General features: G+C 57.0%; 23 protein-coding genes. 4 read left to right on the forward strand and 19 right to left on the reverse strand.

Features of this window, described 5'->3' with window-relative positions; genetic code table 11:
- Positions 1-106: 106 nt before the first annotated feature.
- From CW354_RS04580 to CW354_RS22960, 3 genes are all read left to right on the forward strand, one after another.
- Entirely contained in the window at positions 107-1039 is a 933-nt protein-coding gene (locus CW354_RS04580) for a HEPN domain-containing protein (RefSeq protein ID WP_207764663.1), read from the forward strand.
- A 307-nt stretch (positions 1040-1346) separates the two neighbouring features.
- Positions 1347-2306 (forward strand): anti-phage phospholipase, encoded by a 960-nt coding sequence (locus tag CW354_RS04585; protein ID WP_104828857.1) that lies wholly within the window; start codon positions 1347-1349, stop codon positions 2304-2306.
- A complete protein-coding gene (locus tag CW354_RS22960) occupies positions 2293-3207 on the forward strand; it encodes an anti-phage nucleotidyltransferase (RefSeq protein ID WP_133162178.1) in 915 nt (304 codons plus the stop codon). Before CW354_RS04585 ends, CW354_RS22960 begins: the two co-directional genes overlap by 14 nt.
- Here the strand turns inward: CW354_RS22960 and CW354_RS22965 are convergent.
- The 6 genes from CW354_RS22965 to CW354_RS04610 form a co-directional block, all read right to left on the reverse strand.
- Positions 3204-3827, reverse strand: coding sequence for a Cap15 family cyclic dinucleotide receptor domain-containing protein (locus CW354_RS22965; protein ID WP_133162179.1), 624 nt, complete (start codon positions 3825-3827; stop codon positions 3204-3206). The two genes, CW354_RS22960 and CW354_RS22965, sit on opposite strands and share 4 nt — an antisense overlap.
- Positions 3820-4284 (reverse strand): hypothetical protein, encoded by a 465-nt coding sequence (locus CW354_RS22970; RefSeq protein ID WP_133162180.1) that lies wholly within the window; start codon positions 4282-4284, stop codon positions 3820-3822. The genes CW354_RS22965 and CW354_RS22970 overlap by 8 nt, the downstream gene beginning before the upstream one ends.
- 101 nt (positions 4285-4385) lie before the next feature.
- Positions 4386-5411, reverse strand: coding sequence for a hypothetical protein (locus tag CW354_RS04595; protein ID WP_104828859.1), 1026 nt, complete (start codon positions 5409-5411; stop codon positions 4386-4388).
- A 199-nt stretch (positions 5412-5610) separates the two neighbouring features.
- Positions 5611-7848 (reverse strand): DEAD/DEAH box helicase, encoded by a 2238-nt coding sequence (locus CW354_RS04600; RefSeq protein WP_207764665.1) that lies wholly within the window; start codon positions 7846-7848, stop codon positions 5611-5613.
- Positions 7799-9109, reverse strand: a complete 1311-nt coding sequence (locus CW354_RS04605; RefSeq protein WP_104828860.1) for an ATP-binding protein — start codon at positions 9107-9109, stop codon at positions 7799-7801. Before CW354_RS04605 ends, CW354_RS04600 begins: the two co-directional genes overlap by 50 nt.
- Positions 9109-11184 carry a tellurite resistance TerB family protein gene (locus tag CW354_RS04610; protein WP_165793519.1) on the reverse strand — a complete coding sequence of 692 codons (2076 nt, stop codon included), beginning with the start codon at positions 11182-11184 and terminating at the stop codon, positions 9109-9111. Before CW354_RS04610 ends, CW354_RS04605 begins: the two co-directional genes overlap by 1 nt.
- A gap of 580 nt (positions 11185-11764) precedes the next feature.
- On the opposite strand from CW354_RS04610, the gene CW354_RS04615 reads away from it, so the two are divergent.
- Positions 11765-13171 (forward strand): DUF2779 domain-containing protein, encoded by a 1407-nt coding sequence (locus CW354_RS04615; protein ID WP_104828862.1) that lies wholly within the window; start codon positions 11765-11767, stop codon positions 13169-13171.
- A 598-nt stretch (positions 13172-13769) separates the two neighbouring features.
- Here CW354_RS04615 and CW354_RS04625 read toward each other — a convergent pair.
- The 13 genes from CW354_RS04625 to CW354_RS04685 form a co-directional block, all read right to left on the reverse strand.
- On the reverse strand, positions 13770-14078 hold the full coding sequence (locus tag CW354_RS04625) for a DUF736 domain-containing protein (protein WP_104828864.1): 309 nt from the start codon (positions 14076-14078) through the stop codon (positions 13770-13772).
- Between the two features lie 3 nt (positions 14079-14081).
- Positions 14082-14318, reverse strand: a complete 237-nt coding sequence (locus tag CW354_RS04630) for a DUF2274 domain-containing protein (protein WP_104828865.1) — start codon at positions 14316-14318, stop codon at positions 14082-14084.
- Positions 14315-15571 (reverse strand): TraB/TrbI/VirB10 family type IV secretion system protein, encoded by a 1257-nt coding sequence (locus CW354_RS04635; RefSeq protein ID WP_104828866.1) that lies wholly within the window; start codon positions 15569-15571, stop codon positions 14315-14317. The genes CW354_RS04630 and CW354_RS04635 overlap by 4 nt, the downstream gene beginning before the upstream one ends.
- The gene (gene trbG / locus CW354_RS04640; protein ID WP_104828867.1) at positions 15571-16545 is read right to left on the reverse strand and encodes a P-type conjugative transfer protein TrbG; all 975 of its coding nucleotides are present in this window, start codon (positions 16543-16545) and stop codon (positions 15571-15573) included. Before trbG ends, CW354_RS04635 begins: the two co-directional genes overlap by 1 nt.
- On the reverse strand, positions 16542-17237 hold the full coding sequence (gene trbF, locus CW354_RS04645) for a conjugal transfer protein TrbF (protein WP_207764666.1): 696 nt from the start codon (positions 17235-17237) through the stop codon (positions 16542-16544). The genes trbG and trbF overlap by 4 nt, the downstream gene beginning before the upstream one ends.
- Before the next feature lies 1 nt (position 17238).
- Positions 17239-18573, reverse strand: coding sequence for a P-type conjugative transfer protein TrbL (gene trbL, locus CW354_RS04650; RefSeq protein ID WP_104828869.1), 1335 nt, complete (start codon positions 18571-18573; stop codon positions 17239-17241).
- 108 nt (positions 18574-18681) lie between these two features.
- Positions 18682-19413 (reverse strand): P-type conjugative transfer protein TrbJ, encoded by a 732-nt coding sequence (gene trbJ, locus CW354_RS04655; RefSeq protein WP_243396294.1) that lies wholly within the window; start codon positions 19411-19413, stop codon positions 18682-18684.
- The gene (trbE, locus tag CW354_RS04660; RefSeq protein WP_104828871.1) at positions 19398-21845 is read right to left on the reverse strand and encodes a conjugal transfer protein TrbE; all 2448 of its coding nucleotides are present in this window, start codon (positions 21843-21845) and stop codon (positions 19398-19400) included. The genes trbJ and trbE overlap by 16 nt, the downstream gene beginning before the upstream one ends.
- On the reverse strand, positions 21839-22093 hold the full coding sequence (locus CW354_RS04665) for a VirB3 family type IV secretion system protein (RefSeq protein ID WP_104828872.1): 255 nt from the start codon (positions 22091-22093) through the stop codon (positions 21839-21841). Before CW354_RS04665 ends, trbE begins: the two co-directional genes overlap by 7 nt.
- Before the next feature lie 12 nt (positions 22094-22105).
- Positions 22106-22417 (reverse strand): TrbC/VirB2 family type IV secretion system protein, encoded by a 312-nt coding sequence (locus CW354_RS04670; RefSeq protein ID WP_104828931.1) that lies wholly within the window; start codon positions 22415-22417, stop codon positions 22106-22108.
- A 14-nt stretch (positions 22418-22431) separates the two neighbouring features.
- Positions 22432-23427 carry a P-type conjugative transfer ATPase TrbB gene (gene trbB / locus CW354_RS04675; protein ID WP_104828873.1) on the reverse strand — a complete coding sequence of 332 codons (996 nt, stop codon included), beginning with the start codon at positions 23425-23427 and terminating at the stop codon, positions 22432-22434.
- Positions 23424-23876 carry a CopG family transcriptional regulator gene (locus tag CW354_RS04680; protein ID WP_104828874.1) on the reverse strand — a complete coding sequence of 151 codons (453 nt, stop codon included), beginning with the start codon at positions 23874-23876 and terminating at the stop codon, positions 23424-23426. Before CW354_RS04680 ends, trbB begins: the two co-directional genes overlap by 4 nt.
- 1 nt (position 23877) lies before the next feature.
- Positions 23878-25866: a conjugal transfer protein TraG gene (locus tag CW354_RS04685; RefSeq protein WP_104828932.1), complete on the reverse strand. Its 1989-nt coding sequence runs from the start codon at positions 25864-25866 to the stop codon at positions 23878-23880.
- Between the last annotated feature and the right edge of the window lie 149 nt (positions 25867-26015).

A 26015-nucleotide genomic window follows, 5' to 3' on the forward strand; every position in this document is an offset into this window, starting at 1 on the left:
ACGGCCTCAGAATACCCGATCGCCACAAACGCCCTGCTTCCGACCCGGCTGGCCGGGATTTCATTTACATTGGCAAGTAATCCGCATCACTGTAGGGCCTATAGCCATGCCGCCGCTTCAATATATGAAAACCAGTATCGAACACCTCCCTGAGAAGAAGCAGCGCGAACTCGCGCGCATCCAGGAGATCCTGTTTGAGGAGTTCGATCTCGCCCGCGGCAAGAACAGCCAGAAGGAATACGACAAGAAAGGCCGCATCCTCAAAATCGTCCTGTTCGGCTCATATGCGAGAGGCGACTGGGTCGACGAAGCCGGCAAGACCGCCAAGGGCTACCAATCGGACTTCGATCTCCTCATCGTGGTCAACTACAAGCAGCTCACGGACATGGCCACCTACTGGTACAAGGCCGAAGACCGCATCATACGCGAGAAATCCATCAAAACTCCCATCGGTCTCATCGTCCACTCGCTCAGCGAGGTGAACGACAAGCTGGCGCATGGGCAATACTTCTTTGTCGATATCGTCCGCGACGGGATAGCCCTCTACGAACTCGAAGGTCATCGCTTTGTCGATCCGAAGCCGCTCAATGAGAAAGAAGCGTATGAGATGGCAAAGGAGTATTTCGACGAATGGTTATCCGCCTCAGAAAACAATCTCAAGACGTTTGAGTATTGTCTCAGTGAGAAAATGTGGAAGAAGGCAGCTTTTGAACTCCACCAAACAGTCGAGAGCTTATACGGTTGTTATCTGCTGACAACGACGCTCTACAGTCCTTCTACCCATAATCTAAAAAAGCTGCGTTCGCTCGTTGAAGAAAAGGACGAACGATTCCGCGCGATTTGGCTTGATGAAGACCGTTTTCAGAGGCGAAGCTTTGAACGTCTAAAAGATGCTTATATTAAGGCGCGGTATTCAAAACATTATGTAATCGCAGAAGACGAACTCGGATGGCTTGGCGAGCGCGCGAAGCTTCTGGCCAATCTAGTCCAAAAGGTTTGCAGGAAGCGATTGAGCGGCCTCATAAATGTAACCGAATAAGAAGCGTTGAGATACGCATTGAACAAAGCATTCACCGGATCGAAACGCGCCAAGGAAGGCGCAAAGCGTCACGCCAACTGCACAATGTCGCGTATATCCTCAAACCGGTGGGGAGGTCATGGTCTGCTGTAATTCGTGACTGTGTATTGAACGGCTAAATAGGACGTAAATAATCCGTGGCCTTTAGATTTTGGGCGTTTTCCACAATCTGCTACAATATCTAGATTTATTCTTGGCGGCCACTTGGTGTGAGTGCTAAATTCTGTGAACGAATGGAGAACGGTGAAATCTGCGAGGTCAGCGGCTAATGAGTGTGAGCGAGCCGGGAAAAGATAGGTCAACGTGTTATATCCTAAGCCTCGATGGGGGTGGCGCTAAAGGCTTTTATACTTTGGGCGTTCTTCGCGAGCTAGAAGGTCTTCTCGGCACACCGCTTTGCCAAAAATTCGACCTAATTTTTGGCACAAGCACCGGGTCGATCATTGCGGCCCTTTTGGCGATCGGTCGCTCCGTAGAAGATGTTCATGATCTTTACAATGAGCATGTTCCTCGCATTATGCGTGCAAAGTCTCCTAGCGCAAAATCGCTGAAGTTGGGCGAAGCAGGTGAAGCCGCAGTCGGCGATATGCGTTTCGATGCGGTTAGGACCGGCCTTGGCATCGTAGCGGCCAAATGGCAGGTCGAAACGCCAATGATTTTTAAGAGCACTCCGGAGCAGGCGCACGGCCGTAAGGCGACCTTTGTTCCAGGCTTTGGCTGCACTCTCTCAGACGCTGTTCAAGCTTCCTCTTCTGCCTACCCGTTTTTCGAGCGGAAATGGGTGACAACGCATCAAGGAGACAATGTAGAATTGGTGGACGGCGGCTACTGTGCGAATAATCCGACACTATATGCGCTCGCAGATGCAGTTGCCGCATTTGGCGTAAAGCCGGAACAATGTCACGTACTAAGCCTTGGCACGGGAAATTATCCCGAGCCTAAGCCGACGCTAGTGAAGCGGGTCGTAAAAAATCTACGCTCGGTTCAATTGCTCCAAAAAACTTTATCTGTGAATACGGCCTCGATGGAGCAATTGCGCCGCGTTTTGTTTCCTCAGACGCCGACAGTGCGAATTGACGACACGTTTGATCACCCTGAAATGGCTACGGATTTTTTGGAGCACGATATGGCCAAGCTCAACCTCTTGCGCCAGCGCGGAGCGGAGTCTTTTGCGAGCCGCGAGTTCGAAATCGTCGAATTGCTAGGAGAGCGCGATGGCCATTCCTGAAGCCCAATTAGAAACCTGGTCTCACCAGGGCGCCAAGACTCAGTCGGCATCGACCTATCAGTCGATCAAGTCTGTATTGGAAGATCCAAGCTCGCCGTTTTGGCTTCGATCATTCGATATTTTTCTGCAGGGATCCTATGGAAATGATACTAATATTTACAGGGACAGCGACGTTGATGTCGTGATCTGTCTGACGTCCACATATTATTTCGATATTGATGGGCTGAACCCCTCCGATAAAGATTTATTTGAAAGTGATAGGATTCCGGAGCCATATGGTTTTCCAAAATTCAGAGCCGAGGTTCTAGCCTGGCTGACAAAAAAGTTCGGGCCCAGCGTACACCTAGGACGCAAGGCAATTTCTGTTCCCGGAAACGGTAATCGCAGAGACGCAGATGTCCTTGTCTGCGCAGAGCATCGTGACTATCGAAAATACACGCGCTCAGGCATCGACGACTTTGACAAAGGCGTTGTCTTTTGGACGCGCGATGGAAAGCAAATAGTAAATTACCCCAAACAGCATCGCGATAACTGTACCGCGAAGCACCAAAATACTCTTGCGCGTTTCAAACCAAATGTTCGTATCATGAAAAACATGCGCAATGTCATGCTTGAGCGCGACCTAATCGCAGACTCCGTAGCGCCTTCTTATTTCCTGGAAGGCATGCTTTCAAATGTTCCGAACTCAGAATTTACGAACAGTTACAGCCAGACCTTCCTCAATGCGATTGTGTGGCTATATAACTGTGATCCAAACGCACTGACGTGTGTTAATGATCTGCATTTTCTGATCCGGGATGGACAGGAAGTTTGTTGGAATATGGCCGATTTTGAAAAAACTCGCTCCGCTTTATGGACTTTATGGGATAGTTGGTCGGGGCCACGACGACAAGCAATCTAACTGTCGTAAAGCTTCACGCCTTGCTCATAGCTGTCGATTTCTCCGCGCCGCCGTTCAGAGACCGTAATCGTGCCGACATTTTTCCGCTCGGTCCAATACTCTCCCTTGAACATCGCAGGACGATAACCGCGAACGTGGAATGAGGCGCTTCCCTGGTGAAAGGCGCTCTTTTTTTCCCGTAAATGGATATCAGGCTGATTTTCGTACACGACCGCCAAGCGAAAAACGCCTTGGTCATCAGCGAACGAGAAAGCGACTGTTTTGGAACGCGATTCTTCTGTGAATACACGCATACAGAATTTAGAGGCTGATTGATCGATTTGCACAAAACCACGGATCGGATCCTTCCTCTTACCGGTCTCCGGATCCGTCCATGTCGTGTGAATTTCCCCTCTCCAGACACCTAGCAAGTCAGGCGTGCCCGCGACAAACCGTCTGATCAACGGCAACCGCCACAGGAAATGATCGTAGGCAACAAAGGTTGCGCTTGCGACTGTCATGGCAGCTATGAATGGTCGTGCCGCATCGACAAGCGTTGTTGGCAATCCAAAAATTAGCGCAGCAACCAACCAGGTCAGCGCTGTTACGACGACGATTGAAATTCGGATTCGATTATTCATGTAGAGTCCGTCGTTTCACTTGGCCTGTCGTAAAAAGATACGCCTGCTCTGGAGACCATGTAATTACTCCGTCAACATGGTCGACACAGCTCATTGCAAGGGAACTATGAAAACGCGCGCCCATATTCATTAGTTCTGAAATACCTGCATTTGGGGCAAACAAACGATAAGACCAGCCAGTTACCACATACCGGCCAAGAGCTTCATCGTATCCTCCCAACACCGCTCCGTCATGAATTGCCGGATTCAAGCTGCAGGCTTTTCGAAGTTGGTTTAAAAAGTCATGATCAATTGCCATACCAGTTGCCGGTTCTGGATCACGCGGCATCGGCGAAACAAATGCGGGAAGCTTTCGGCTATCAGTCAAGCAAAGGATTCCGGACGAAGCATATTGACCATTGCGCTCCCTTTCAGCGCAAACGTTGAATAGTTCGACAAGAAGGTCCTGCTGGATCATATGCGTGCCCTAAGTTGCCGTGCTGTAGCCATTCCGTCCGCCGCCCCACAAAAGCAGACGGACCCAGCTTCCATAAAGCATGTGCCCAATAAACTGCAATCCTAGTCCAACGGGTTGGAGATCACCACTTTGCGACCCATTTTACGGTAAATATCGATGAGCGCCTCGGCGATGTGCTGTTCGCCGTTGGGGAATTCGTAAATGCCAACGCACTCATTCGATTCGACACGGGCGTTTTTATCGGTGATATCCGCATCAAACGAGAACACCGACTCGTGCTCCGCAACGCGCAACGATCCGAACAGCTCGCCGCCATCCTGGAAAGCTTTGAGACCTGACTTGCGACGCATCGCTCTGAAATTGGTCTCAAACGCCCTAGATCGGGTTTCTCTGATGCGCGCTCCCGCGCCCCGACAAAGGTGTTCGAACGCGTTTAAGAACTGAGCCTCCAGGAAATCTCTGTCGGACGCAACGGTATCGGAAATAGGCACGCTATCCGGGTTTTGATATTGCCGGGTCAGATATCGGATTGCGACGAATAGTTTCGACTTTTTTTGGGTGACTCTAACCTCCACCTTTATTCCTTCGTCGTAGCTCGTATCGAAAGCGACAGTCGCGCGCGAATCTCCCGCCATCCAGTTTCCCGTGTAGGAATCGAGAAAATAGAGCAGGACATCGGAGTGCTTTCCGATTTCTGCTTTCAATTGTTCTGCGGCTTTTCGGTTGAATTGTTTTTTTCCGACGAAAAGCACGAAGCAAAGTTCGCCGTGTATTTGAAGCGCACGTTTTCGGATGATGGTTTCAGGCTTTACGCCTGCGTCCGAGAGAATCTCGACAAAAACAGTTCGACCGTTTTCCGCTCTAACCGCCAAGAAGTCTGCAAAAGTATAGACCCCCGCGACCCCGACGCCTTCCGGATAGACGAGATATCCTCTAGACGTGAACCATTTAATGGCGTCTTCGCGCGCCTTGCAGTGCGCAACGCCTTCCGATTTAGTTTCGAGTTGATGATAGGACAGGCCTTGCGGTGAGATCACATCCCGGGTCGAGACAAGGTCCAGGCCTGTCGCCTTGCGCGCCTGTTCCAGTGATATTCTGAGATTGCGCTTAAACATAAAAATCGACATGCAAAGCCTGCGCCTTTGGGGCGCTCGCGCTCCCGCGGCGTCTTCCCAGACTTCAACGTGGAGGAAGCAATGTCCCGATTAGCGCGCAGAGCAGTCAACCGGCAAATAATTGCCGGCTGCTCCGTCCAACATACCACGGGCACTGGCCTACGTCGATGAATTCGTGGTCACCCTAGCTTACTTATTCTCGTTAACGAGATTAAATCAGCCTTCTTGCGACTTCAGCAATTTCGCCGAAGTAGGGCTCATTGCGCTTTCTCCATTCGTTTCTGAGAATCTCTTCGCTGACCAGATCATCATACTTGGCTGACCGGATATTCTCCACGCAGTCAGATAGGGCTTGCGCTGTCAGGCCGTCCGCTCGCGTGATTTGTCGCAAAATCGCTCTGGCCTCATCAGCGGTCGTCTCGGGAAGAGTAACGCCAAGGTCATGGGTTTCGCACTCCAGGCCCGCCGCTTGCAAGGCAACGGCAAATGCATTCGTAAGCGCGGTTCCACGCCATAAGAATAGATGCGCGTCTCTACCGACCACCAGAATTCTAACGGAGTCGAGTTCAAATTCCCGATAGGCCGCCCTGGCTTCGCCAAGCAACCGCATGCCCTCTTTATCAAGATAAGGAGGCTCATCTACCCCACGCAACACGGTCCGAATTTCTGCAACGAACTCGTCGCTTATTGATTCTGAAAATGCAGATTCAAACTTTGGAAGGCGCGCCGATTTATGAGGCGTAACGTCCAGCACTTTTCCTGGATCGTCCACAGAAACGACGCGCCATCTGCGGCCGGCGAAAAGAATAAGGCTGCCGACGCTGATAATATTGCTTAAAGGAAGAGCCCCGAGCACTTCTCCCTTGTGGATAAGACGCCATTCCTGATCTGTCGGAAAAATTGCATAAAAGCTGCGGCTATCGACAATCTTCTCCCCCAATTCGCCAAGCATGACAGCGCCATCGGGCGCTTGCTCGATGAGCCTAACGTCCGGATGGGCCATATGGCGCAGCAAGCGCGCATAATCCTGAGTGGAAAAAGATGACAAGGGACCGGCGCCACAAATCGCTCTATATAGCTTGTCGGCGCGTTCGCCGCCCCGCTCGGTTATAACCGAAAGCGTTTGGTGAAGAACGACTGTCGCTGTCGAGCTATCGATTGCAGGCGGCTCAAGCTCGTCGCGGATAAGCAAACGAACCGCAGCGACCGCCCGCACGATTTCAAGCCGCAACTGATCGATTGGATCATCGCCTTTGCGGATAAACCTCTCACTTGCGTAAATCCGAAGGATCGAGGGCGATCCCTCGCGGCGACCGCTCCGACCCAAACGTTGTTTCAGGGAACTGATCGATCTCGGCGCACCATATTGCGCTACGCTTTTTACCGATCCCAAATCGATGCCAAGCTCCAGCGTTGATGTCGCTACTGCGGTCGTTGGCAAGTCGCCTTTGCGAAGACGCGCCTCCAGATCTTCGCGAAGCCCTTTTGAGATGCTGCCATGGTGCGCGAAAAATTCATTCGGCACTGCGGCATCGTCCGACAGTTGACGCAGGCGATCGGCCAGCACCTCCACGTCAACGCGGCGTCCGCCGAAGACGAGATTGTTCTCCCCGCGAAGGCGCTCGAACATGTGCGCCGCAATCCGGGCGATCGCCGAGTGCTTGTCGTCATCCAAACCCAACCGTTCGGCCGAAGAAGCCGGCGGCGGTTCTTCATAGCCCCTAATTTGCAGATGTAGCTCGCGCTTTTCAGCCGACGATTCGAGTATAAAAACATCTTCCGGACGCCGCCAATTCATCCATCGAGCGGCAGCGGATAGATCACCGATGGTTGCTGACAAACCAATGCGGCGCGGTCTCGTTTGGTTTAGCTCATTTATGCGCGTAAGCAGGCTCGACAAATGAAGCCCCCGAGGCCCATGCAGAAACGCATGCAGTTCGTCGATGACGACAAATCGCAAGCTGCCAAAGAGTTTCCGAGCAGCGGCGGGTTTGCGTACGAAGAGGGCTTCAATCGATTCCGGGGTTATGATCGCGACGCCGCGGGGCTCCTTGATCGCCCTTTTCTTGGCCCCTTGAGGGGCGTCGCCATGCCAACGAACGACGGTGATCTCCAGCCGCTCGCAAAGCAGGTTCAACCGTTGAAACTGATCATTGATCAATGCCTTCAAAGGACTGACACACAGGACGGATAGTCCGGCCGCATCTGCATTCTTGATCGCCGTCAGGATCGGCAGAAAGGCCGCTTCAGTTTTCCCCGCCGCCGTAGAAGCCGAAATCAGGACATCCCGTTCCCCATCAAGGATGGCGGGAATTGCGCGATCCTGGATGTCGCGAAGCGCCTGCCACTTCTTTTCCCAGATCCATCGCTGGACTTCCGGATGCAGCCGGTCGAACGCCTTAGAGGGTGATGGAAGTGAGTTCATCATCGCCATCCGATGCGGTGTCATCCACCCCTTCTTCCTCTTCATCGGGAGCGATTTCCGTAGCGCCGAGCAGCGCTCGCCATTCTGTCTGCGGATTTTGCTCTAAAACCGCAAGCATATGAACGAAGGCCTTTATCGTATTCCGTGGCGTTCTGAAGTAGGCCTCTCCCACATGTTCGCTGCAATGCGCCATAAAAGCCTCAAGCGCCTCATCTGGCACAAGATAAGCCTCTTCATTGCCGCCCGAATACACGTGCCTGAGGTTTTGTAGCAGCACATAAAGTTCTTCGGGCGTCAGGCTTTGTAGCCGCATGATCGGTCCCGTCATGTCGACAAGCCCGTCTACGGCGAACGTATTTTCCGATAGCCTCGATTGCAGGGCTTCGTAGCTGTAAAGCCCGCGGCGGGGATCCATTAAAAACTCTGGCGTCCCGCCGAAGAGAAATCCGATCCCGCCGACGTTTCCCTGAAGGACATCATTCAACATCCTGAGGATTTGTTCGTAGTTCTGCTTCCTCGCTTGCGCGCTTTGGAGCTTGTAGAGATTGACCATCTCGTCGAATACGATGAGCAGCCCGCCATAGCCGGCAAGCCTCACAAACTCCGAAAGCAGCTTTAGCCCGTCATAGATCGAGGCGTCATCAATGATGGTCCTGACACCGACAGCCTGGCGCGCTTCTGTTTTCGTCGAAAACTCGCCCCGCAGCCACCTCAGGGCCCCGGCCTTCAGCACATCGTCGCCGGTCTCGCTGCCCCGCCAATAGGCCTTAACAACCGTTGCAAAATCATAACCGCCGACGAGATCCTGCAACGCCGCAAGCCTTTCATCGATTACCGTTTCGATTGGCTTTTGTTGCGCTTCGCCCTGCCGCACGCACTCGGTCACAAAGCGTTCGAGGATATTCTGTAATGCTCCCCCGTCGGGATTCGTGCGGGTCGAGAGGTTTTTGACGGCCTCCGCATAGAGCGTTCTCGCCTGCCCGCCGGTTGCATGAAGGCGCCGGTCCGGCGCAAGGTCCGCATGGGCCGTGACCAGCTTCTTTTCGAGCGCAATCAAGCGCACCAAGTTTGAAAAGAATGTCTTTCCGGCGCCGTATTCGCCAATAATGAATCGCACAGCGGAGCCATCGTCGGCAATTTGGTCTATATCGCGCACCAGCGCGTTCAGCTCTGCAGCCCGTCCGACTTGAATGTGTTGAAGCCCGATGCGCGGCACAACACCGGCCGCAAGCGCCTGAACAATTGTGTCTCTTTCTCGTGTGCGGATCTTCGAGGACTTCGCCATCATCTTTTCTCCAACGTTTGAATTTCTTCAACGAGGTCGCTCACAATACAAATGTTATCTGCTGCATCGAGAACCGGCTCGCCAACAACGTCAAAGCCCCATTCATTAATCGTCTCGATGGCGCCATCTGGGAGCAATTGCAGCCGCCTCGCTTCGCTTTCAAAGGTGAGGCGAGACTGTTCGCCCTTCTCAAGCAGAAAACTCAACAATTCGCCATGCTGGCTATCTAACCCTTCGAATCGCAACGATATGTTGTCTGCAGCTCTCGAGCGCGGCTGAATAATTTCCTCGTCTTCGCTGGCGAATATCTCACTGAGAAGGCCCGCGACTTGCGCAGTTTCTTTGGTGATGCGCTCAATCTTCTGGCGATCGATCGCCGTCGGTTTCTCAATCGCCATTCCGGGTGGAGGAGGCACGCGCGCACCAGATTCAGGCGTCGCCGGTCTGACCGCAATCGGCTCATCTGAGCCGGCGGCGCCCCGATGCAAGGACGCATAAGCGTCTTCCGCCGGGAAACCAAGAGAACGGAAGAGTTGCTCGATATATTTCACTTCGGCAGCCTCAACCCTGCCGTCTGCGAGCACCGCGTCAACAGCTGACCTAGCGATCGTCTTTCTGGTGGTTTCGTCAGCCTTGGACAATTTCCGTAGAATCGGCTGGTGACGCGGCGCATTACGGCATAGGGCTTTTGCGTAGGCGAAAAGACGCTGCCGCTCGTCAACGGAAAGGCCGGGCACAGAAAGGATTTCAGATTTTATGTGTTCGATCTCTTCCTGGGCAATCTCGCCATCGGCTCCAGCAGCAAGCGCGCAAATTTCCGTTACCGTTTTCGCAGCGCGATAGGGGTCGCTGTCAGCGTCAATAACGCCGCCCTTAGCTTCAAATAAAACAATTATGTCGTCAGGAGCCGGCGGCATGCTTCCCAATCTCCGATCAGGTTCGAAGCCCAATCCGAGCTTATCAAGCACGGCGCCCAGCTTGTTCAGCGTTGCTGCGGGAATCTTGCCGGTGGTCGGAACCTCCAATTCAATCGACTCCAGCAAAGATTTTACCGGCATCCAACCCGATTTTTTCTCAGACAGCCGTGCTGCAATTGCAGAGGCGATTTCCTTTAGCGGGTTGGCGGACGGCGCATCCATGAGGTCCGCCGGAAGCAACGCCGCGGCGTCAATCGTTCCTTTCGCTTCCGGCGAGCGCCCAATCAAACGGCTGTAAACATCAAGTTCGCTGGTGCACTCGGCAAGAAGCCCATTCAACTTGTTCACCGGCGCCGTAAGCGCCCCAATGTCCGGCAGGTCATCGCCTTTCCCCGAAATGGACGCGTTAAAACGGCCGCTCGCAGCCCTGTAATCCAAGGACAGCTTCTTTTTCGGAGGCTTGACCTTTATGCCGTTCGGAAACCGTTTGCCGAACCGAACATTCCAGAGAGCGCGTAGCTCATCGAAACATCGGATGGCAGGCGTCCGAAGCTGTACGGCTGGCGAAGAGACCATCCAGAGCAAGGCGTCATCGGCGTCCAGATTCTCGCCATCCAATATTTTTCGGCCAAGATATGCACGTACGTCATACGGCATTTCGAAAAGTGAAGAGCGTGGCGGTTCGACCGGCGGACGTTGGTCAAGCTTTGTGGCCAAAAATCCTGCCGCCTCGAGCAAGCGCTCGGCATAGCTGCGAAAGGAGTTATTACCGCCGTAAATTGACAGAAGGCGCTTTACTTCAGCGAGGATCTCGTTGAACTCCGCGTCTGCCTGCTCAAAGAACAGCCGGTATTCGAGGCCGTAGAAGTACAAAAATACATAGCCGATGCCAATTTCAGGATCGTTGCGCCCGCTCGCTAACCATTCGAGATACGTTCGCCGAGCCCGCGGCTCAATCTCTGAGTAAGAAGGCCAATACGGCATGGAATCGCCGCCGGGATCGCGTGCGGTGCCAGAAGCAGACAAGGACGGATTGACCAGCGCGTTCTGAGGGCGATCCGAATCTCCGGGGCGATTGCGTTCGCCCACATAGATCATTCCTCCGTCAATTCTGACGCCCTGGATGATAACGGTGTCGCCTTTTGGAACCCACTCCATGGGACGACCCTTAGGAGCTTGTTTCCGGGGCGGCGTTGCTCCCTTGGATTGGGTTGGAGTTACCGTACGGGGAGCAGCAGCGCTCGACAGGTTCTGTGACGCCGCTGGCTTCTTTCGGCCGTTGAAGAAAAAGAACAAGGCCACTCCGGCGATGATCAAAAGCCACCACATATTATAGTCTCGCCCCAACCATTATTTTAGTATATTGAGCATATTATTGATTATTTTCACACTTATTTGGAGGGCGCAACTTTTCCACACCCCTGTTTAAGTGTTCCGCTGGCTAGCGCCCAAACCATGCGCCGCCGCGTCAATTGGAATGAATCCAATAACATGAAACGTCACTTTCACGAGGGACAGCCACAATGAGCAAAATCCGTAGGCCTCCGGAGGAAGACTTCGCACCTCGATTGCACGCACTTCTAGTATCGGCCTTCTGCAATTTCGAATGCCTATGACCCAATGAACGCCTACTGCGCGGCGCATAAGAAGACATCAAAAAGCACAACCAGGACCTCAAACTTCGAATAGTGATCCACTAGGTGCCGCGCTCAATGCAGGAAATAGTAGAGGCAAAACCATGCAGCTCACTAAGACCGACTTCATTCAGTATCTGAATTGCCCGAGATCTCTGTGGCTTCTCAAAAGGGATCCGGAAAGCTATCCACACGGCGAATTCTCGTTGTTTCTTAAAAAGCTTGTGCGCGAAGGCCATGAGGTCGAACAGTGGGTCCAGCGCTTCTTTGAGGTTGCGGGAAGATCGTCAGTGAGTTTCCAGGATGTTTTCAAATCAAAAGATGGTCTATTTGCACGCGCTGACGCAATTGAACAGGCGGATGGCGACACGGTGCTTTACGAGATTAAATCTTCAACAAGCGTCAAAGTGGACAGTCAGCACAACCATATAAAAGATGCATGCTTCCAAAAAATCTGCGCCGAGCAGGCGGGACAGCCGGTCGATCGCGTTTGCCTTGTGCACCTGAACGGGAATTACGTTCGTAATGGCGACATTGACCCCAATGAACTCCTTGTATTCGCAGACATCACTGATCGCGTATTGGCTATTGAAGATGAAACGGCTGCGGAAATCAAAGCCGCTCTCAGTTTCCTGGCTGGCGATTTCGAGGGAGAGGGATGCACTTGCCTTGAAAAATCGCGCGGAAACCACTGCGATAGTTTTGCTCTGTTCAATCCTGGGGTTCCCAAGCCGTCCATCTATAGCCTTCCTCGCCTAAGCCAGAAGAAGCGCTCAGAACTCGTCTCTCAAGGACTGTTGAGCCTGAGCGATATCAGCGATGATTACCCTCTTTCTGCAAATCAGCGCTTGGTTGTGAAAGCCGCAAAAGAGAATTCGCCCCAAATTGATTCAGCTTCGATTAAAGCATTCCTGTCAGAGCTGACCTTTCCATTATACTTTTTTGACTACGAGACGTTTGGATCAGCAGTCCCACTGATTGACGGCGCCAGCCCGCACAAGCAATTCCCGGTTCAGTATTCTCTTCATGTTCTGAAGGAGGATGGGACTCTCGATCACAAGGAATATCTTGAACGTCAGGCGCGGGCTCCGCTTCACCTCATTGAACAGATGCAATCTGATATTGGGCCCGAGGGAAGTCTCCTTTCGTGGCATGCGCCCTTTGAAAAATCCCGCAACAAGGAAATGGCGGAGACATACCCGGACAAGGCAGACTTTCTGAATGGTCTAAATGATCGAATGGTCGATCTGGAGGATGTATTCAAAACCGATTATGTAGACGCCAGATTTGACGGCTCAACGTCTATCAAAAAGGTGTTGCCTGTCATTTGTCCAAAGCTCAATTACGAAGATCTGGACGTTCAGGACGGATCATCCGCTATGGAGGCCTGGCAGCGCATGCTAAATGCCGATACCGACGAGGCCGAATGCATCGCTCAATCGCTCTTGCTTTATTGCGCGCGGGATACGTTGGCGATGGTGGAAATCTACCGCTTTCTCACTGAAATATGATGACGTACTGGACTAACTTACGCGCCTCCAGTTGCCTGCAAAACTTCTGTCCAGCTAGCGATTGTTATAATCGTGCCGCACAGCCTTCTAAGCGTTAAGGGCCCAAAACTTAGCGTTGACTTTTGTTGGCGCCTCACTTGGCACGGCCGGCGCTGCCGATCAGCAATTATCTCGGGAGACAAGCTGAATCGCGGTGTATGAGTCCTGGGGGTGGAGGGGTCGATTCTAGTTGTGCTGATAGCTTATGTGCAAAATGGGTGTCTGACGCTCAACCTTCTCATCGGCATGAGGTTGACCGTGGCCATTGTCCCCGGTCCGGGAACACTGCTGCCGCACCATCCAATCCAATAACTCTCTGCGCTGATAGCGAACGGTTTTCGTCCCGAGCTTCAGAAACCGCGGTCCCCCGCCCCGCGACCGCCACGTCTCAAGCGTTTGCACGGGTACGCCGGTGATCCTGCTCGCCGTGCGTGTGTTTACAGCTTCTTCGAGCCAACCCGGGTTGGCAGCGAGAATCTCGGAAAGAGACGGAAGAGAGTAAATCGACTTCATATTCGACCTCCGCAGAATATGCGCCTGCCCGAATTGTCAGTGAACATTATTTTCGAGACCAGACCAGAGCGGCCTTGTCCTCGCCTGGGTTTTCAAAAAGTGCGGCGCGGATCGGCGCCGCAAAGCTTGGATCGTCAAGTTCGACGCGCAAGAAGTCGTTCGCTTCATCGCCATTCCCCTTTGCGCGCCACGCCGCGCCAAGTTCGGCGCCGCCGGCGAATATCTTGAAGTCCGGCGCCTTGTCGTTGCCTTTCTTGTCGTTGGCGACGATCTTCGCTTTGACGTTGATCGTCATTGTTCGAATGAGGCCGGCATAGCCGTCTGCGGTTTTCGAAAAAGTCCCTATGATGCTCATTGTCTACTCCTTGCTGCTGGTTTTCTTCTCCAGGGTTTTGCGCGCCCGCTTGAAAGCGGAGTCGCAATTCAAGAATTCCTCGATCATCAGCGCCGCGAGATCGGGCAGCGGCGCCTCCTGACCATGGGCCTTCGCGTGCAGCGAAGCGTAATCGCAAAGCGCGTCATGAACGTCCGGCGTCAGGGAAAGGTTGAGCTTCACCGGGTTGCGATCAGGCAAGGGTCCGAGTTTGAGGCTCATCGCGCCGCCTCCTCAAGATTGTAGGGGCGCAGCACCAAGTCTTTGTGGACAATGACGCGGAGCGGCCAGCCGGGGCGTATCTTGATCGTCGGCTGAATATCGAGATTGCGTTCGACGATGCGCTGTCCGGCCTGGTTCGCCGAGTTCTGGGTCGACTCTCTTAGCGCCGCGACGAGATCGCTCTCGCTATCGTCGAAGGAAAGCTCGGTGCCGACGCCCAAAAGCGTCGAGAGAATAATGCCCTTAAGCAACCGGAAGGTATGGAAGTCTACCTTGTCGGAAAGCCCGGCATAACCGGCGACATCGCTCGCCGGCATGTTGTCGATCACGATGGAGCCGCCGTCGGGATAAACGATGCGCGTCCATACCAGCAACGCCCGCGACTGGCCGAAAGCGATGACGCTGTCATAGCGGCCGATAAGGCGCGACCCTTGCGGGATCAGAACATATTGTCCCGTCACTGTGTCGCGGACATTTTGCGTCACCTGCGCGATGACGGTCCCCGGCAGGTCGGAATTAACGCCGGTGATGAGGCTTGCCGGAATGACCGTCCCCGCCATCACTTCAAATGGCGTAATCTGATCCTCGATGCGGTGCGGGTTGTCGGTCGCCGACAGGTCAGGGTCTTCGAGAAACTGCATTTTTCTGATCTGGCGGTTGGGGTCGTCCCCGCGTTCGGCGCCGAAGGCCGGCGGCGCCGCGACAAGTCCGAGATCGAATGGCGAGACCGGCGGCGTCTCCGACCCAGCGCTCGGTGAATTCGATTGCCCGCGAGACGCGAGCTGAAAAAAGACGCCCGCCTCCCTTGCCTCCGCTTTGATCTGCGCTTCGCGCAAGGCCGCTTCTCGGGCGGCGTCGGCCTCCGGCGAGTTGCGGAACGGCGTCGGCGACATCGCGGCGTAATCATATGGATCGCCGCCGACATCGGACGATGAAACGGCCTGTTCGGCTTTTAGGAGCGCAGCGCCAAGATCGCCCGGCAGCGGCTTGCCGAGTTGCGGTTTAACATCGGCGTAGGATTTAGGGAGCGCTTCAAGCCCTTCAGCAGTCGGTTTCGTCTCCACGTTATAGAGTTCCTCGGCGCGCGCCTCGCCGACCGCGCGCGGCGGCTTCAAGGCGACGGAGACGGCGCCGAATATCAAAAGCGCGGCGCCACCCGTCGCGATGAGCAACGCCTTTTTATTGAGGCGCGTCACCGGGCGCGGTCTGGACCGCAGTTCAAGCGCTTCGAGATTGTCTTCCGCCGCGACCATTACGACCGCCCGTCAAGATCGGTTCGAATGATGCGCACAATATCTTGATGCTTTCGGCCGAGGCGAAGTTCGGCGGCCGCGAATAGCCGGTCCACCACATAATAGGCGCCGCGCATCCGGTAATTGACGAGTTCCGATTCGCCATTGCGACTCAGCACGAAGAGCGGCGGCGCTTCCCCTTGCGCGATATTCGCCGGAAACTGGATGAATACCTGTTTGCCGTCATCGAAAGCGCGCACGGGACGCCAGTGCGGCCTGTCGCCTTCAATCTCATAGCGAAAATTGAGATCGGCGGCGTTGATTTTCGAAACGGGGTTTCGCGCGGCGAGATCGTTGCTCGCCGAAGCGTCGCTTCTTTTTCGCGCGAGTTGGTCCTGCGGGTAAGTCCAGGAAATCGCCGCCATATAGGTTTCGCGGAAGGACCGCATTTCGAGATGATATGCGCGCCGGTCTGTCGTGATGACGAGATTGGTTTTAAGCCCCGGCGCGATGGGTTTGACGAGGATATGAACTTTCTCACCATTCACGCCGCCGCTCGTCGTGTCGCCGACGATCCAGCGCACCGTGTCGCCGGCGGAAACAGAGTTCAACTGCTCGCCGGCTTCCAACGCAATGTCGGTCACCTGTTCCGGCGCTGCATAGAGGCGGTAAAGCGCGCCGTCCATAAACGGATAGACCTGCACGGCGTTGAGGAAGCGACCAAGATCGGGTTCGATTTTCGCGCGTTCATTGGCGGCGTCGATGCGCTCGAACGGTTTCAAGCCTTCTTCTTTCGCCGGCTCCTCCTCGATTTCTTTCAACTGCCCCGGCAAGGGATAAGGTCTTGCGGTTTCGACGACCTCACGCCGCGGCGGCGCGTTGAATTCCACAACTTTCGCCGGGCGCATGGGCGCATCGTCGTGGGAAATATCGGGGATCTCCGTGGCGCACCCGGCGAGCGCCGCGAATGCAATACAATATCCAACCTTACTCATGATGCCTCTCCCGATTTCAGATCCTGGGACCAGTTAACGCCGTGGACGAACAGTCCGAGCGGATTTTTGTGCAGCGCCTCGACCGTGCGCGGCGGCGTGACGATGACGCTCAAATGCGCCGTGAAGCGTTCGCGCTTTTCATACTGTCCGTTGGCGTAGGTTTTCTCCGTCCAACGGATTTCGAACGAATCCTTTGTGGCGCGCACGACGCTCGCGACTTCCACGGTGACGCTGCGCCTTCCGATCTCGGCGAACGGATCGTGCTCGCGCGCATAATCGTTGAGCGCAAGCGCGCCGCGATCGGTCGTGAAGTCATAAGCCTTCAGCCAGTTCTCGCGCACAATGACCGGATCGATGGAAACCGACCGGACATTGCGGATGAACTCCGCCAATTGGTGTGCGATCTGCGCATCGGTAGGATTGTAAGTCTCCATCGCGGGACCAACCGCGCGCACCGAGCCCGCCTCATTCACTTCGACCACATAGGGCGTCACGATGGAGCGGTTCGACTGCCAGATCAGACCGCCCACAGACAACGCCGCGACGACAAGGCTTGAAAGCGCGGCGATGCGCCAGTTCGCCGCCTGAATGCGCGCCGCGCCCATGCGCTCGTCCCAAGCGGCTTGCGCTTTTTGGTAGGGCGTTTCGGGCTGGGGCGTTTCGCCATAACGAACGGAAGCGCGCTTGAACATCTCAATCATCCTCTTGTCTGAGTTTTGGCGCATCGGCAGACGACGGCCGGTCACCGGACGCGACCATGTGGGCCGTCGTCATCCCGGCGTCGCGCAAACCCTGTTCGCGTCTCAATTTTTGCGCCCAATTCGGCGCATGATTGGTTGCGGCGGCCATAGCCGCAGGAGATGACGGCGATGAAATCTTTCCCCCGGTCGCGGTGAAGGCGGCGCGCGCGCCGGATTGATACGCCTCGCCGGGATTGCCGAATGCTCTCGATACGGAGCGGCGCGCGCGGCTCATGGCGCCGGCGACGCCAGCCCGTGCGGCGCCCGCTGCGCCTGCGGCGTGGGAACGCCAGCCTACATCGCCAGATGCGGCGCGGCCGAGCGTGTAAGCAGCTTGCGAACCGCCCGCCATGGAGGCCGCTGCCCTGACCGCCGATTGCCCGGCGCGCGCGGCGGCGCCAGCGCCTGTTGCTGCAAGCGCGCCGGCGCCAACAACAGCGGCGCCGGTTCCGGCGGCCGTGGCGACCGCGGCGCCGGCGCCCAATTGCGGCGCGCCTGAGACAAGCCCGGTGGCAATGCCCGGACCGAAAATGCCAAGCGCCAGCAAGGAGAGCGATCCCAAAATGGTCGACGCCGCCTGCTCCAGCGTCACGTCGCCCGGCGTGAAGGCGGCGGTGACGGCGCCGAATACGGTTGAGCCGATACCGACGATGATCGCCAACACCATGAGTTTGACGCCCGAGGCGACCACATTGCCGAGAACCCGCTCGGCGAGGAACGAGGTCTTGTTCCAGAGGGCGAAAGGCACCAGCACAAAACCGGCGAGCGTCGTCAGCTTGAATTCGAGGATCGTGACGAAAAGCTGGATCGCGAGAATGAAAAACGCAAACAGCACAATCAGCCAGGCCAGCAGAATGATGGCGATGGTGACAAAATTGTTGAAGAAGCCGGGAAAGCCGCCAAGGTCGCTCGCCTCTTCAAGCAACGGATAGGCGGCGTCGAATCCGGTGGCGGCGACAAAGCCGGGCTTCAAAAGATCGGCCGCCGTCAATGACGAGCCGGACGCGATGAGGCCAAGCCCGGCGAAGCTTTCAAAGACGATATTCGCGAGCAACGCGAAATTATTGATGATGAAGGCGAAGGCGCCGACATAAAGCACTTTCTTGACGAATTGACCGAGGACGTTCTGTTCTCCGGCGAGCGCCCAGAAAAGACCGGCGAGGACGACATCGATGCCGATCAGGATTGCCGTCAGGAATCCAACATCGCCCGCCAGGAGGCCGAAGCCTGAATCTATATAGGCGGTGAAGGTCGCCGTGAAATCGTCTATGACGTTTATGTCGTCCATGATTTTATCTCGCTCGCGCCAGTTCGGCCTTCGGCCTCACGGCTCCGCGTGGGCGACCTGACCGGCCGGCGTGCGGTCGCACTTGCCTCACTTCGTTCGGTTTCATCATCAGCTCGGCGTGTAGGCGGAACCGTCGCCGAGGAAGCGCTCACGCCGAACGCGTGCGCGTTCTTCCGACTGAATCTGGCGCGCGCGTTCAAGGGCTTCGGCGCGATATTGGACGGCGAGCATCTGGGCGGTCTGCATGGATTGCTTGGTCTGAAGCGCAATCAACTGATTGCCGGCCTGCGCCGCCTGAAGGCCGCCGACGGCGCTTTGGCTTTCTTGAACGAGCGTATCGAGAGTCGCCGCATCATCGCGAACCGTCTCAGCGACCTGCGCCTGTATCAGCATGGCGTCGTGAAACGCCCGCGAGGTTTCTTTCCAGTGCTGGTGCGCCGCCGCGCCCATGGCGGCGTTCGAGAACGCCGAATAGTCTTCCGGAAAATACATCTTGAACGCCGCGTCAACGGTCGCAACGTCATAGGCGATGCCGTTCGCGGTCTTGATGAGATTGTCGATCTGAGCGAGGCGCGAGGCGATCGCCGCTTTCGCCGAGTAAGGAAGGTTCGTCAGCTCCTTCGCCTGATTGGCGATCATCTGCGCTTCGTTGGTAAGTTGCTTGATCTGATTGTTGATCATTTCGAGCGTGCGCGCCGCGGTCAGAAGGTTTTGCGCGTAGTTCGTCGGGTCGTAGACAATGCCGCCCAAGAGAAAGGCGTCGGCGGACGTGATGGGCACAATCGAAAGCCCAAGCGCGGCGGCGCAGGCGAGAAAGCGTGATTTCATTCGGCGGCGCATAATTGTGCTCCTTTCGATGTTTCTTGCATTGAATTGTCAGTGAGAAGGTCCGCGGCCCAGGCGAGACCCTTGGCGCGCAAGAAAGCGCTCGCAAAGGCGTCCAGTCCCGCTTCGGACAATATGCGGTCGATCAGTTTCTGATCGGCCGGCGACGAGGCGCCGCAAATGCCAAGCGCCACGGGCCCAAGCCCGAGATCGAACAGACGATTGCCGGCGGACGACTGATAGTAATAGTCACGCTTCGGCGTGGCGGTCGCGATGATTTCGATTTGGCGTTCATTAAGACCGAAAGCTTCGTAAACCGATCTGACACCCGCTTCTCGCGCTCGCGGATTGGCGAGAAAGATGCGCGACGGACAGCTTTCGATGATTGCCGGCGCGATGGCCGAAGTCTGAATGTCGCTCAAACTTTGCGTGGCGAAGATCACCGAGACATTTTTCTTGCGCAGGGTCTTAAGCCAGTCGCGCAAACGCTCGGCGAAGAGCGGATGATCGAGAAAGAGCCAGGCCTCGTCGAGAATGAGAAAAGTCGGTCTTCCCTCGAAGCGATCGTCCAGGCGGTCGAAGAGATAGGAAAGCGCCGGGGCCACCGCCGCCTCGCGGCGCATCAGGGTTTCCATTTCGAAGCCGACGACATCGGCGAGGTCGAACGAGTCCGCTTCGGCGTCGAAAAGGCCCCCATGGGCGCCCTCGATGGTGAAGGGTTTGAGGGCCGCGCGCAGATCGGCGCGCTGCAAGAGAAGCGAAAGCCCGGTGAGCGTGCGTTCGGCTTCCGGCGCCTCGCTCAAATTCCCGAGCGCCGACCACACGGCTTCTTTTGCGGGCGGATCGAGCGCGGCGCCTTCCTGTTCGAGAACCCCCAAAAGCCAACTTTGAGCACGCGCCTTTTCCTCGTCGGAATCAATCCAACGCAAAGGCTGAAAGCTGATCTCGCCTTCGGCGCCGAGATCGTGAAACGCGCCGCCAAGGGCGAGGATCGTCGCCCGCGTCGACCGTCCCTTGTCAAAAGCGAAAATTTGCGCGCCCTCATAACGGCGGAACTGCAAGGCCATCAGCGCCAGCAGCACCGACTTGCCGGCGCCAGTGGGACCGACAATCATCGTATGCCCCACATCGCCGATATGCGTCACAAGCCGGAACGGCGTCGTTTCGCAGGTGGTCGCGGACAAGAGCGGCGGCCCGTCAAGATGCGCGTTTCGCGCCTCGCCCGCCCAGATCGCCGACAAGGGCGCCAAATGCGCAAGGTTGAGCGTGTGAATGAGCGGTTGGCGAATATTCGCGTAAAGATGTCCCGGCAATGTCCCGAGCCAGGCGTCGACGGCGTTGAGACTTTCGCGGATGGTGACGAACCCGCGTCCATTGAGGACACGCTCAATTTCCTGCGCCTTGGTCTCAACCGCGCGGCGGTCCGCGTCGGCGACGGTGATCGACGTCGTCAGATAACCGAAAGCAACATCGTCGGCGCCCAGCTCCTGCAGGGCGGCGTCGGCGTCCGCCGCCTTGTTGTCGGCGTCCGAATCGACGAGCGCGCTCTGCTCGTTGAAAAGCGTCTCTTTGATAATAGCGGCGATGGATTTTCGCTTGGCGAACCATTGCCGACGGTATTTTACGAGTTCCTTCTCGGCGCGGGCCTTGTCGAGGGCGATAAAGCGCGTCGTCCAGCGATAGGAAATGCCAAGCGCGTTCAGCGCATCGAGAAAGCCCGGTTCGCTCGCGGGCGGAAAGCCGTTGACGCCGATGACGCGCAGATGGTTCTCGCCAAGCATCGGCTCGAAGCCGCCCGACAGCGCTTCGTCCGCCAGGAGCCCGTCGAGATAGATCGGCGTTGACGGGGCGGCGACGCGATGGCGTTTCGACGAAACGCAGGAATGAAGGAAGCCAAGCGTCTCGTCGTCGTCCAGCGCCGCGCATTCGGGCGTCAGCATCGACAGAAGATCGATGGCGCGGTCGGTCTCCAGCAGGAAGCGCTCAAGATGATCGCGCGCGCTTGCTTTCTCTTCGCGTTCGGACCTTTCAAAGAACATGCTTTCGGTCTTGGCGGCCCCGTCGCTCGGCGGCAGCCAGGCGAAGGTCAGATAATAGACGCTCTCGAAATGCGCGCCGCCTTCAAAACTCGCGCGCCGTTCCTCGTCGACGAGCCAGGCGACGGGATCACGCCACTCGCTTTGCGCATAGTCGCCGGCGGGAATGCGGTCGGCCTCGAAAAAGAGCGCCCAGCCGGCGCCGAAGCGTTTCAAGACATTATTGACCCGGGCGCAGAAGCTGACGAGTTCGCCGGCGTCGGCGCTTTCAAGGTCCGGTCCGCGATAGCGCACCGTCCGCTGAAAACTCCCATCCTTGTTGAGGACGATGCCGGGCGCGACCAGCGCCGCCCAAGGGAGAAAATCCGCAAGGCGCTGCGGCCGGTTTCGATATTCGCGGATGTTCAGCATGAAAGATGCGCTTTGTGTTTGAGGGCGCGAAACCCCGCTTCCAGAAACTTCGGATCGCGCTTCGCCGCATAGACGGCGCCGCCGTGGCCGACGATCCAGAGAACGATCCCGGCGATCCACATCTGAAGGCCGAGCCCCACCGCCGCGGCGAGCGTGCCATTGAGGATGGCGACGCCCCGCGGCGCGCCCGCCATCATCATCGGCTCGGTGAGGCTGCGATGAACTGGAATGGAATAGCCCTCGATCATCTCATCACTCCTTCAGATCAATGCGCCGCCGCCGAACGAAAAGAAGGCGAGGAAAAAACTGGTCGCGGCGAAGGCGATGGAAAGGCCGAAAACGATCTGGATGAGGCGGCGGAAACCGCCCGACGTATCGCCGAAAGCGAGCGACAGGCCGGTGATGATAATGATGATGACGGCGACGATGCGCGCGACCGGCCCCTCGATGGAATTGAGGATCTGGGTGAGCGGCGCCTCCCAGGGCATCCCCGATCCGGCGGCGTGCGCCGGCGCGGCGAAAATGAATAGCGCGAGTGCTGCGATGAGCGCCGTTGAGAGGGCGCTTCTCATAGTGTGGTAGGCGATCATGATTGGTCTCCCTGCATGACAAGTGAAAGCTCCGGACCCTTCGCGGGCTCGATGCGGTAGGAATGATCGGGATGAAGCCCTGCGACGCGCACGATCTCGCGAACGGCGCGGCCATTTGGCGTCTTGGCGATAAAGACGACGAGATCGACCGCTTCGGCGATCAGCTCGCGGGGAACGCGGTTTGTCCGTTCACCGATCAGTTGTTCGAGCCTTGAGAGCGCCGACGCCGCCGAATTCGCGTGAATGGTGGCGATGCCGCCCGGATGGCCGGTGTTCCATGCCTTAAGGAGATCGAGCGCCTCGCCCCCGCGCACTTCGCCGACGATAATGCGGTCGGGCCGCAGCCGCATAGTAGCGCGCACGAGCCGCGTGAGATCGGCGCCGGGAGAGGTTCTCAAGCCAATCTTGTCGTCCGCCGCGCAATTGAGTTCGCGGGTGTCTTCGAGAATGACGATGCGCTCGCAAAGCTCTGCGATTTTCGCAATCAGCGCATTGGCGAGCGTCGTCTTGCCCGAGGAGGTTCCCCCGGCGATCAGAATATTGTGTTTGGCGGCGATGGCGGCCTGCAAGGCGAAGCCTTGCGCCGCGGTCATGACGCCATCCGCTACATAATCTTCAATCGAATAGAGGCGTGTCGCCGGTTTTCTGATGGCGAAGGCCGGCGCCAGTGACACCGGCGGCAACACGCCCTCGAACCGCTCGCCGGTTTCGGGAAGTTCGGCGGAGACGACGGGATGATCACTGTCGCAGCTCATGCCGGCGCCGGACGCCACCAGACGAATGATGCGTTCGGCGTCCGCGGGCCTGATTTGTTGCGCTTCGCGTTTGCGCCCCTCCCCGGCGCGCTCGACCCAAAGGGCGCCGTCGGGATTGGCGATGATCTCAAGCACGCTCGGATCGCCAAGCGCCGCGCCGATCACGGGCCCGAAGGCCGTCTTAAGCATGGAGGCGCGGCGCGCATCGGCGCCGTTTGCAATCGGCGCGCCGGTCATTGCACCGCCTCCAGAGGAGTAGTTGCTTTCGGCGCCGACGTTTCTTCAAGGCCCATATGGGCAAGCAGGCTGTCGACATAGCGCTCCTTGCCCATGAGCCGGTCGCCAACTTGGCCGATGAAATGCTCGAAGCGCTGTCGTCCGAGCGCCTCGGCGCCGGCGCGGGAATTTTCCGGCAATGGCGGCGTGATGCAGAGATAATAGAGAACATAGAGCGCCAGCGTTTCGGTCTGCGCGGCGCCATCATCAGCGAGACGCTCCATCTGCCGGGTCATGCGGTCGAGGCGTCGAACAAGCGCCGCCGTCTCGCTCTTGTCGTCCTTCGGCGCCAGAAGCTGCTTGATCGCCGCATCCACCAGCGACGTCTTGGTGACGCCCGGTCCCGCCGCCTTATCGAGCAAGCGTTCCGCTTCGCGGCTGATATGAATATTGATGCGCGGCTTGGTCATCTCAAATACCCGGCAGAATGCTTTGGGGATGCTTGTCGATGACGGCCGCCTTGTGGGTCGCTTCATCTGCAAGGTCTTTGAACTTGCGGGCCGATGCGGCGTCATCATCGTCGGCGCCGATGTCGTCATCTCTCTCGGTTTGTTGCTTGGGTTCTTTTGCGGGCGCGGTTAAATCCGGCTTCAATTCGCGGCCGCCCTCGTCATCGTTCTCGCAAACGAGATCGAACCAGGGCTGGTCGAGGCGCTTGTCTTCCGACGCTTCGCAGACGCTCCAGTCGTCGGCACGTGACGCCGGCGTCTCCATTTTTTCTGGAGCCGCAAGCACGCGGCCCATGAAATTCGCATCCTCGTAATAACGGAGTTTCTTGGCGCGGATTGGCGGGAGGCCGGCGACAAGCGCGATCGCCTCGTCCGGCGGCAATTGCATCACCTCACCGGGAGTCAGCAAGGGGCGCGCCGTTTCCTGTCGCGAGACCATGACATGAGCGAGCCAGGGCGCGAGGCGATGGCCTGCATAGTTCTTTTGCGCGCGTAGTTCCGTCGCCGTGCCGAGTGCGTCGGAAATCCGCTTCGCTGTTCGCTCGTCATTGGCGGCGAAGGCGACGCGCACATGGCAATTGTCGAGAATGGAATTGTTCGGGCCGTAGGCTTTTTCAATCTGGTTCAATGACTGCGCGATCAAGTAGGCTCTAACGCCATAGCCGGCCATGAAAGCAAGCGCCGACTCGAAGAAGTCGAGGCGGCCGAGCGCCGGAAATTCGTCAAGCATCATCAGGAGCTTGCGCTTGTGCGCGGCGCCGTCGAGGCTTTCCGTGAGGCGCCGTCCGATCTGGTTGAGGATCAACCGCACCAGCGGCTTCGTCCGCGAGATGTCCGACGGCGGCACGACGAGATAGAGGGAAACGGGCTTTTCCGCCGTCATCAGATCGGCGATTCGCCAGTCGCAGGCGCTGGTCACCCGCGCGATAGTCGGATCGCGATAAAGCCCCAGAAAACTCATGGCGGTCGAAAGAACGCCGGAACGTTCGTTTTCGGATTTGTTCAAGAGTTCTCGCGCCGCCTGCGCGACCACGGGATGCACTTTCGGCGCGTCTTTTGTCCCGAGATGATTGGTGGTCATCATGACTTTGAGCGTGCGCTCGAAAGAGCGCGCCGGATCGGAAAGAAACGCGGCGACGCGCGAGAGCGTCTTTTCCTTCTCCGCATAAAGAACATGAAGGATGACGCCGACGAGAAGCGCGTGGCCGGTTTTTTCCCAGTGATTGCGCCGTTCGAGAGAGCCTTCCGGATCGACGAGGATGTCTGCGATGTTCTGGACGTCGCGAACCTCGCGCTCACCCTTCCGAACTTCCAGCAGCGGGTTGTACCGCGCCGAGGCCGGATTGGTCGGATCGAACAACAGACAATGAGAAAACCGTGAGCGCCAACCGGAGGTGAGGCTCCAGTTCTCGCCCTTGATGTCGTGAATGACCGCACTCCCGGTCCAAGAGAGAAGTGTCGGCACGACAAGGCCGACGCCTTTCCCGGACCGGGTCGGGGCGAACGCCATGATATGCTCGGGTCCGTCATGACGGAGATAGTCGCGCTTCCACGACCCTAAAAAGACGCCCGAGGGATCGAGGAGCTTTGCGGCTTTGACGTCGCGGCCCGTCGCCCACCGCGCCGAGCCATAGGTGGTGACGTTTTTCGCCTGGCGCGCGCGCCAGACCGATCCGGCGATAGCAGCAGCAGCGGCGGCGAACCCTCCGCCAGCCGCAATCGCGCCGCCGCGCATGAAGACGCCCGGCGCATAGGCCTCATAGGCGTACCACCATTCGAAGATGCGCCAGGGATAATAGAAGGGCTGGCCGTTCGCGACGAACCAGGGCGCTCCTAGCGCCGCGTCATGATGAAAGACGCCGGCGACATAACCCGTCGCCAGCCACATGGCGGCGGCGATCATCATTATGACGACGACGATCTGTCCGATGAGTATTTTGGTCGGCGTCACGAAAGATGATCCCCACTGCGCCGGAATTGGCGCTTCGCGAATCATCGTGCGGCTACGGAACGATATTTGTCACCGGAGAGAATCCGGGGGAATTTGTAGCGACCGGGGCGAATTGCGGTTCGCATGTGGAAAGTGGTGGGCGATTGCGG

This window comes from Hyphococcus luteus (assembly GCF_002943565.1).
Classification (GTDB): domain Bacteria; phylum Pseudomonadota; class Alphaproteobacteria; order Caulobacterales; family Parvularculaceae; genus Hyphococcus; species Hyphococcus luteus.

Coding starts and splice junctions, on each gene's coding strand:
- CW354_RS04580 (WP_207764663.1), top strand. CDS start 107: ATGCCGCCGCTTCAATATATGAAAACCAGTATCGAACACCTCCCTGAG.
- CW354_RS04585 (WP_104828857.1), top strand. CDS start 1,347: ATGAGTGTGAGCGAGCCGGGAAAAGATAGGTCAACGTGTTATATCCTA.
- CW354_RS22960 (WP_133162178.1), top strand. CDS start 2,293: ATGGCCATTCCTGAAGCCCAATTAGAAACCTGGTCTCACCAGGGCGCC.
- CW354_RS22965 (WP_133162179.1), bottom strand. CDS start 3,827: ATGAATAATCGAATCCGAATTTCAATCGTCGTCGTAACAGCGCTGACC.
- CW354_RS22970 (WP_133162180.1), bottom strand. CDS start 4,284: ATGATCCAGCAGGACCTTCTTGTCGAACTATTCAACGTTTGCGCTGAA.
- CW354_RS04595 (WP_104828859.1), bottom strand. CDS start 5,411: ATGTCGATTTTTATGTTTAAGCGCAATCTCAGAATATCACTGGAACAG.
- CW354_RS04600 (WP_207764665.1), bottom strand. CDS start 7,848: ATGACACCGCATCGGATGGCGATGATGAACTCACTTCCATCACCCTCT.
- CW354_RS04605 (WP_104828860.1), bottom strand. CDS start 9,109: ATGGCGAAGTCCTCGAAGATCCGCACACGAGAAAGAGACACAATTGTT.
- CW354_RS04610 (WP_165793519.1), bottom strand. CDS start 11,184: ATGGAGTGGGTTCCAAAAGGCGACACCGTTATCATCCAGGGCGTCAGA.
- CW354_RS04615 (WP_104828862.1), top strand. CDS start 11,765: ATGCAGCTCACTAAGACCGACTTCATTCAGTATCTGAATTGCCCGAGA.
- CW354_RS04625 (WP_104828864.1), bottom strand. CDS start 14,078: ATGAGCATCATAGGGACTTTTTCGAAAACCGCAGACGGCTATGCCGGC.
- CW354_RS04630 (WP_104828865.1), bottom strand. CDS start 14,318: ATGAGCCTCAAACTCGGACCCTTGCCTGATCGCAACCCGGTGAAGCTC.
- CW354_RS04635 (WP_104828866.1), bottom strand. CDS start 15,571: ATGGTCGCGGCGGAAGACAATCTCGAAGCGCTTGAACTGCGGTCCAGA.
- trbG (WP_104828867.1), bottom strand. CDS start 16,545: ATGAGTAAGGTTGGATATTGTATTGCATTCGCGGCGCTCGCCGGGTGC.
- trbF (WP_207764666.1), bottom strand. CDS start 17,237: ATGTTCAAGCGCGCTTCCGTTCGTTATGGCGAAACGCCCCAGCCCGAA.
- trbL (WP_104828869.1), bottom strand. CDS start 18,573: ATGGACGACATAAACGTCATAGACGATTTCACGGCGACCTTCACCGCC.
- trbJ (WP_243396294.1), bottom strand. CDS start 19,413: ATGCGCCGCCGAATGAAATCACGCTTTCTCGCCTGCGCCGCCGCGCTT.
- trbE (WP_104828871.1), bottom strand. CDS start 21,845: ATGCTGAACATCCGCGAATATCGAAACCGGCCGCAGCGCCTTGCGGAT.
- CW354_RS04665 (WP_104828872.1), bottom strand. CDS start 22,093: ATGATCGAGGGCTATTCCATTCCAGTTCATCGCAGCCTCACCGAGCCG.
- CW354_RS04670 (WP_104828931.1), bottom strand. CDS start 22,417: ATGAGAAGCGCCCTCTCAACGGCGCTCATCGCAGCACTCGCGCTATTC.
- trbB (WP_104828873.1), bottom strand. CDS start 23,427: ATGACCGGCGCGCCGATTGCAAACGGCGCCGATGCGCGCCGCGCCTCC.
- CW354_RS04680 (WP_104828874.1), bottom strand. CDS start 23,876: ATGACCAAGCCGCGCATCAATATTCATATCAGCCGCGAAGCGGAACGC.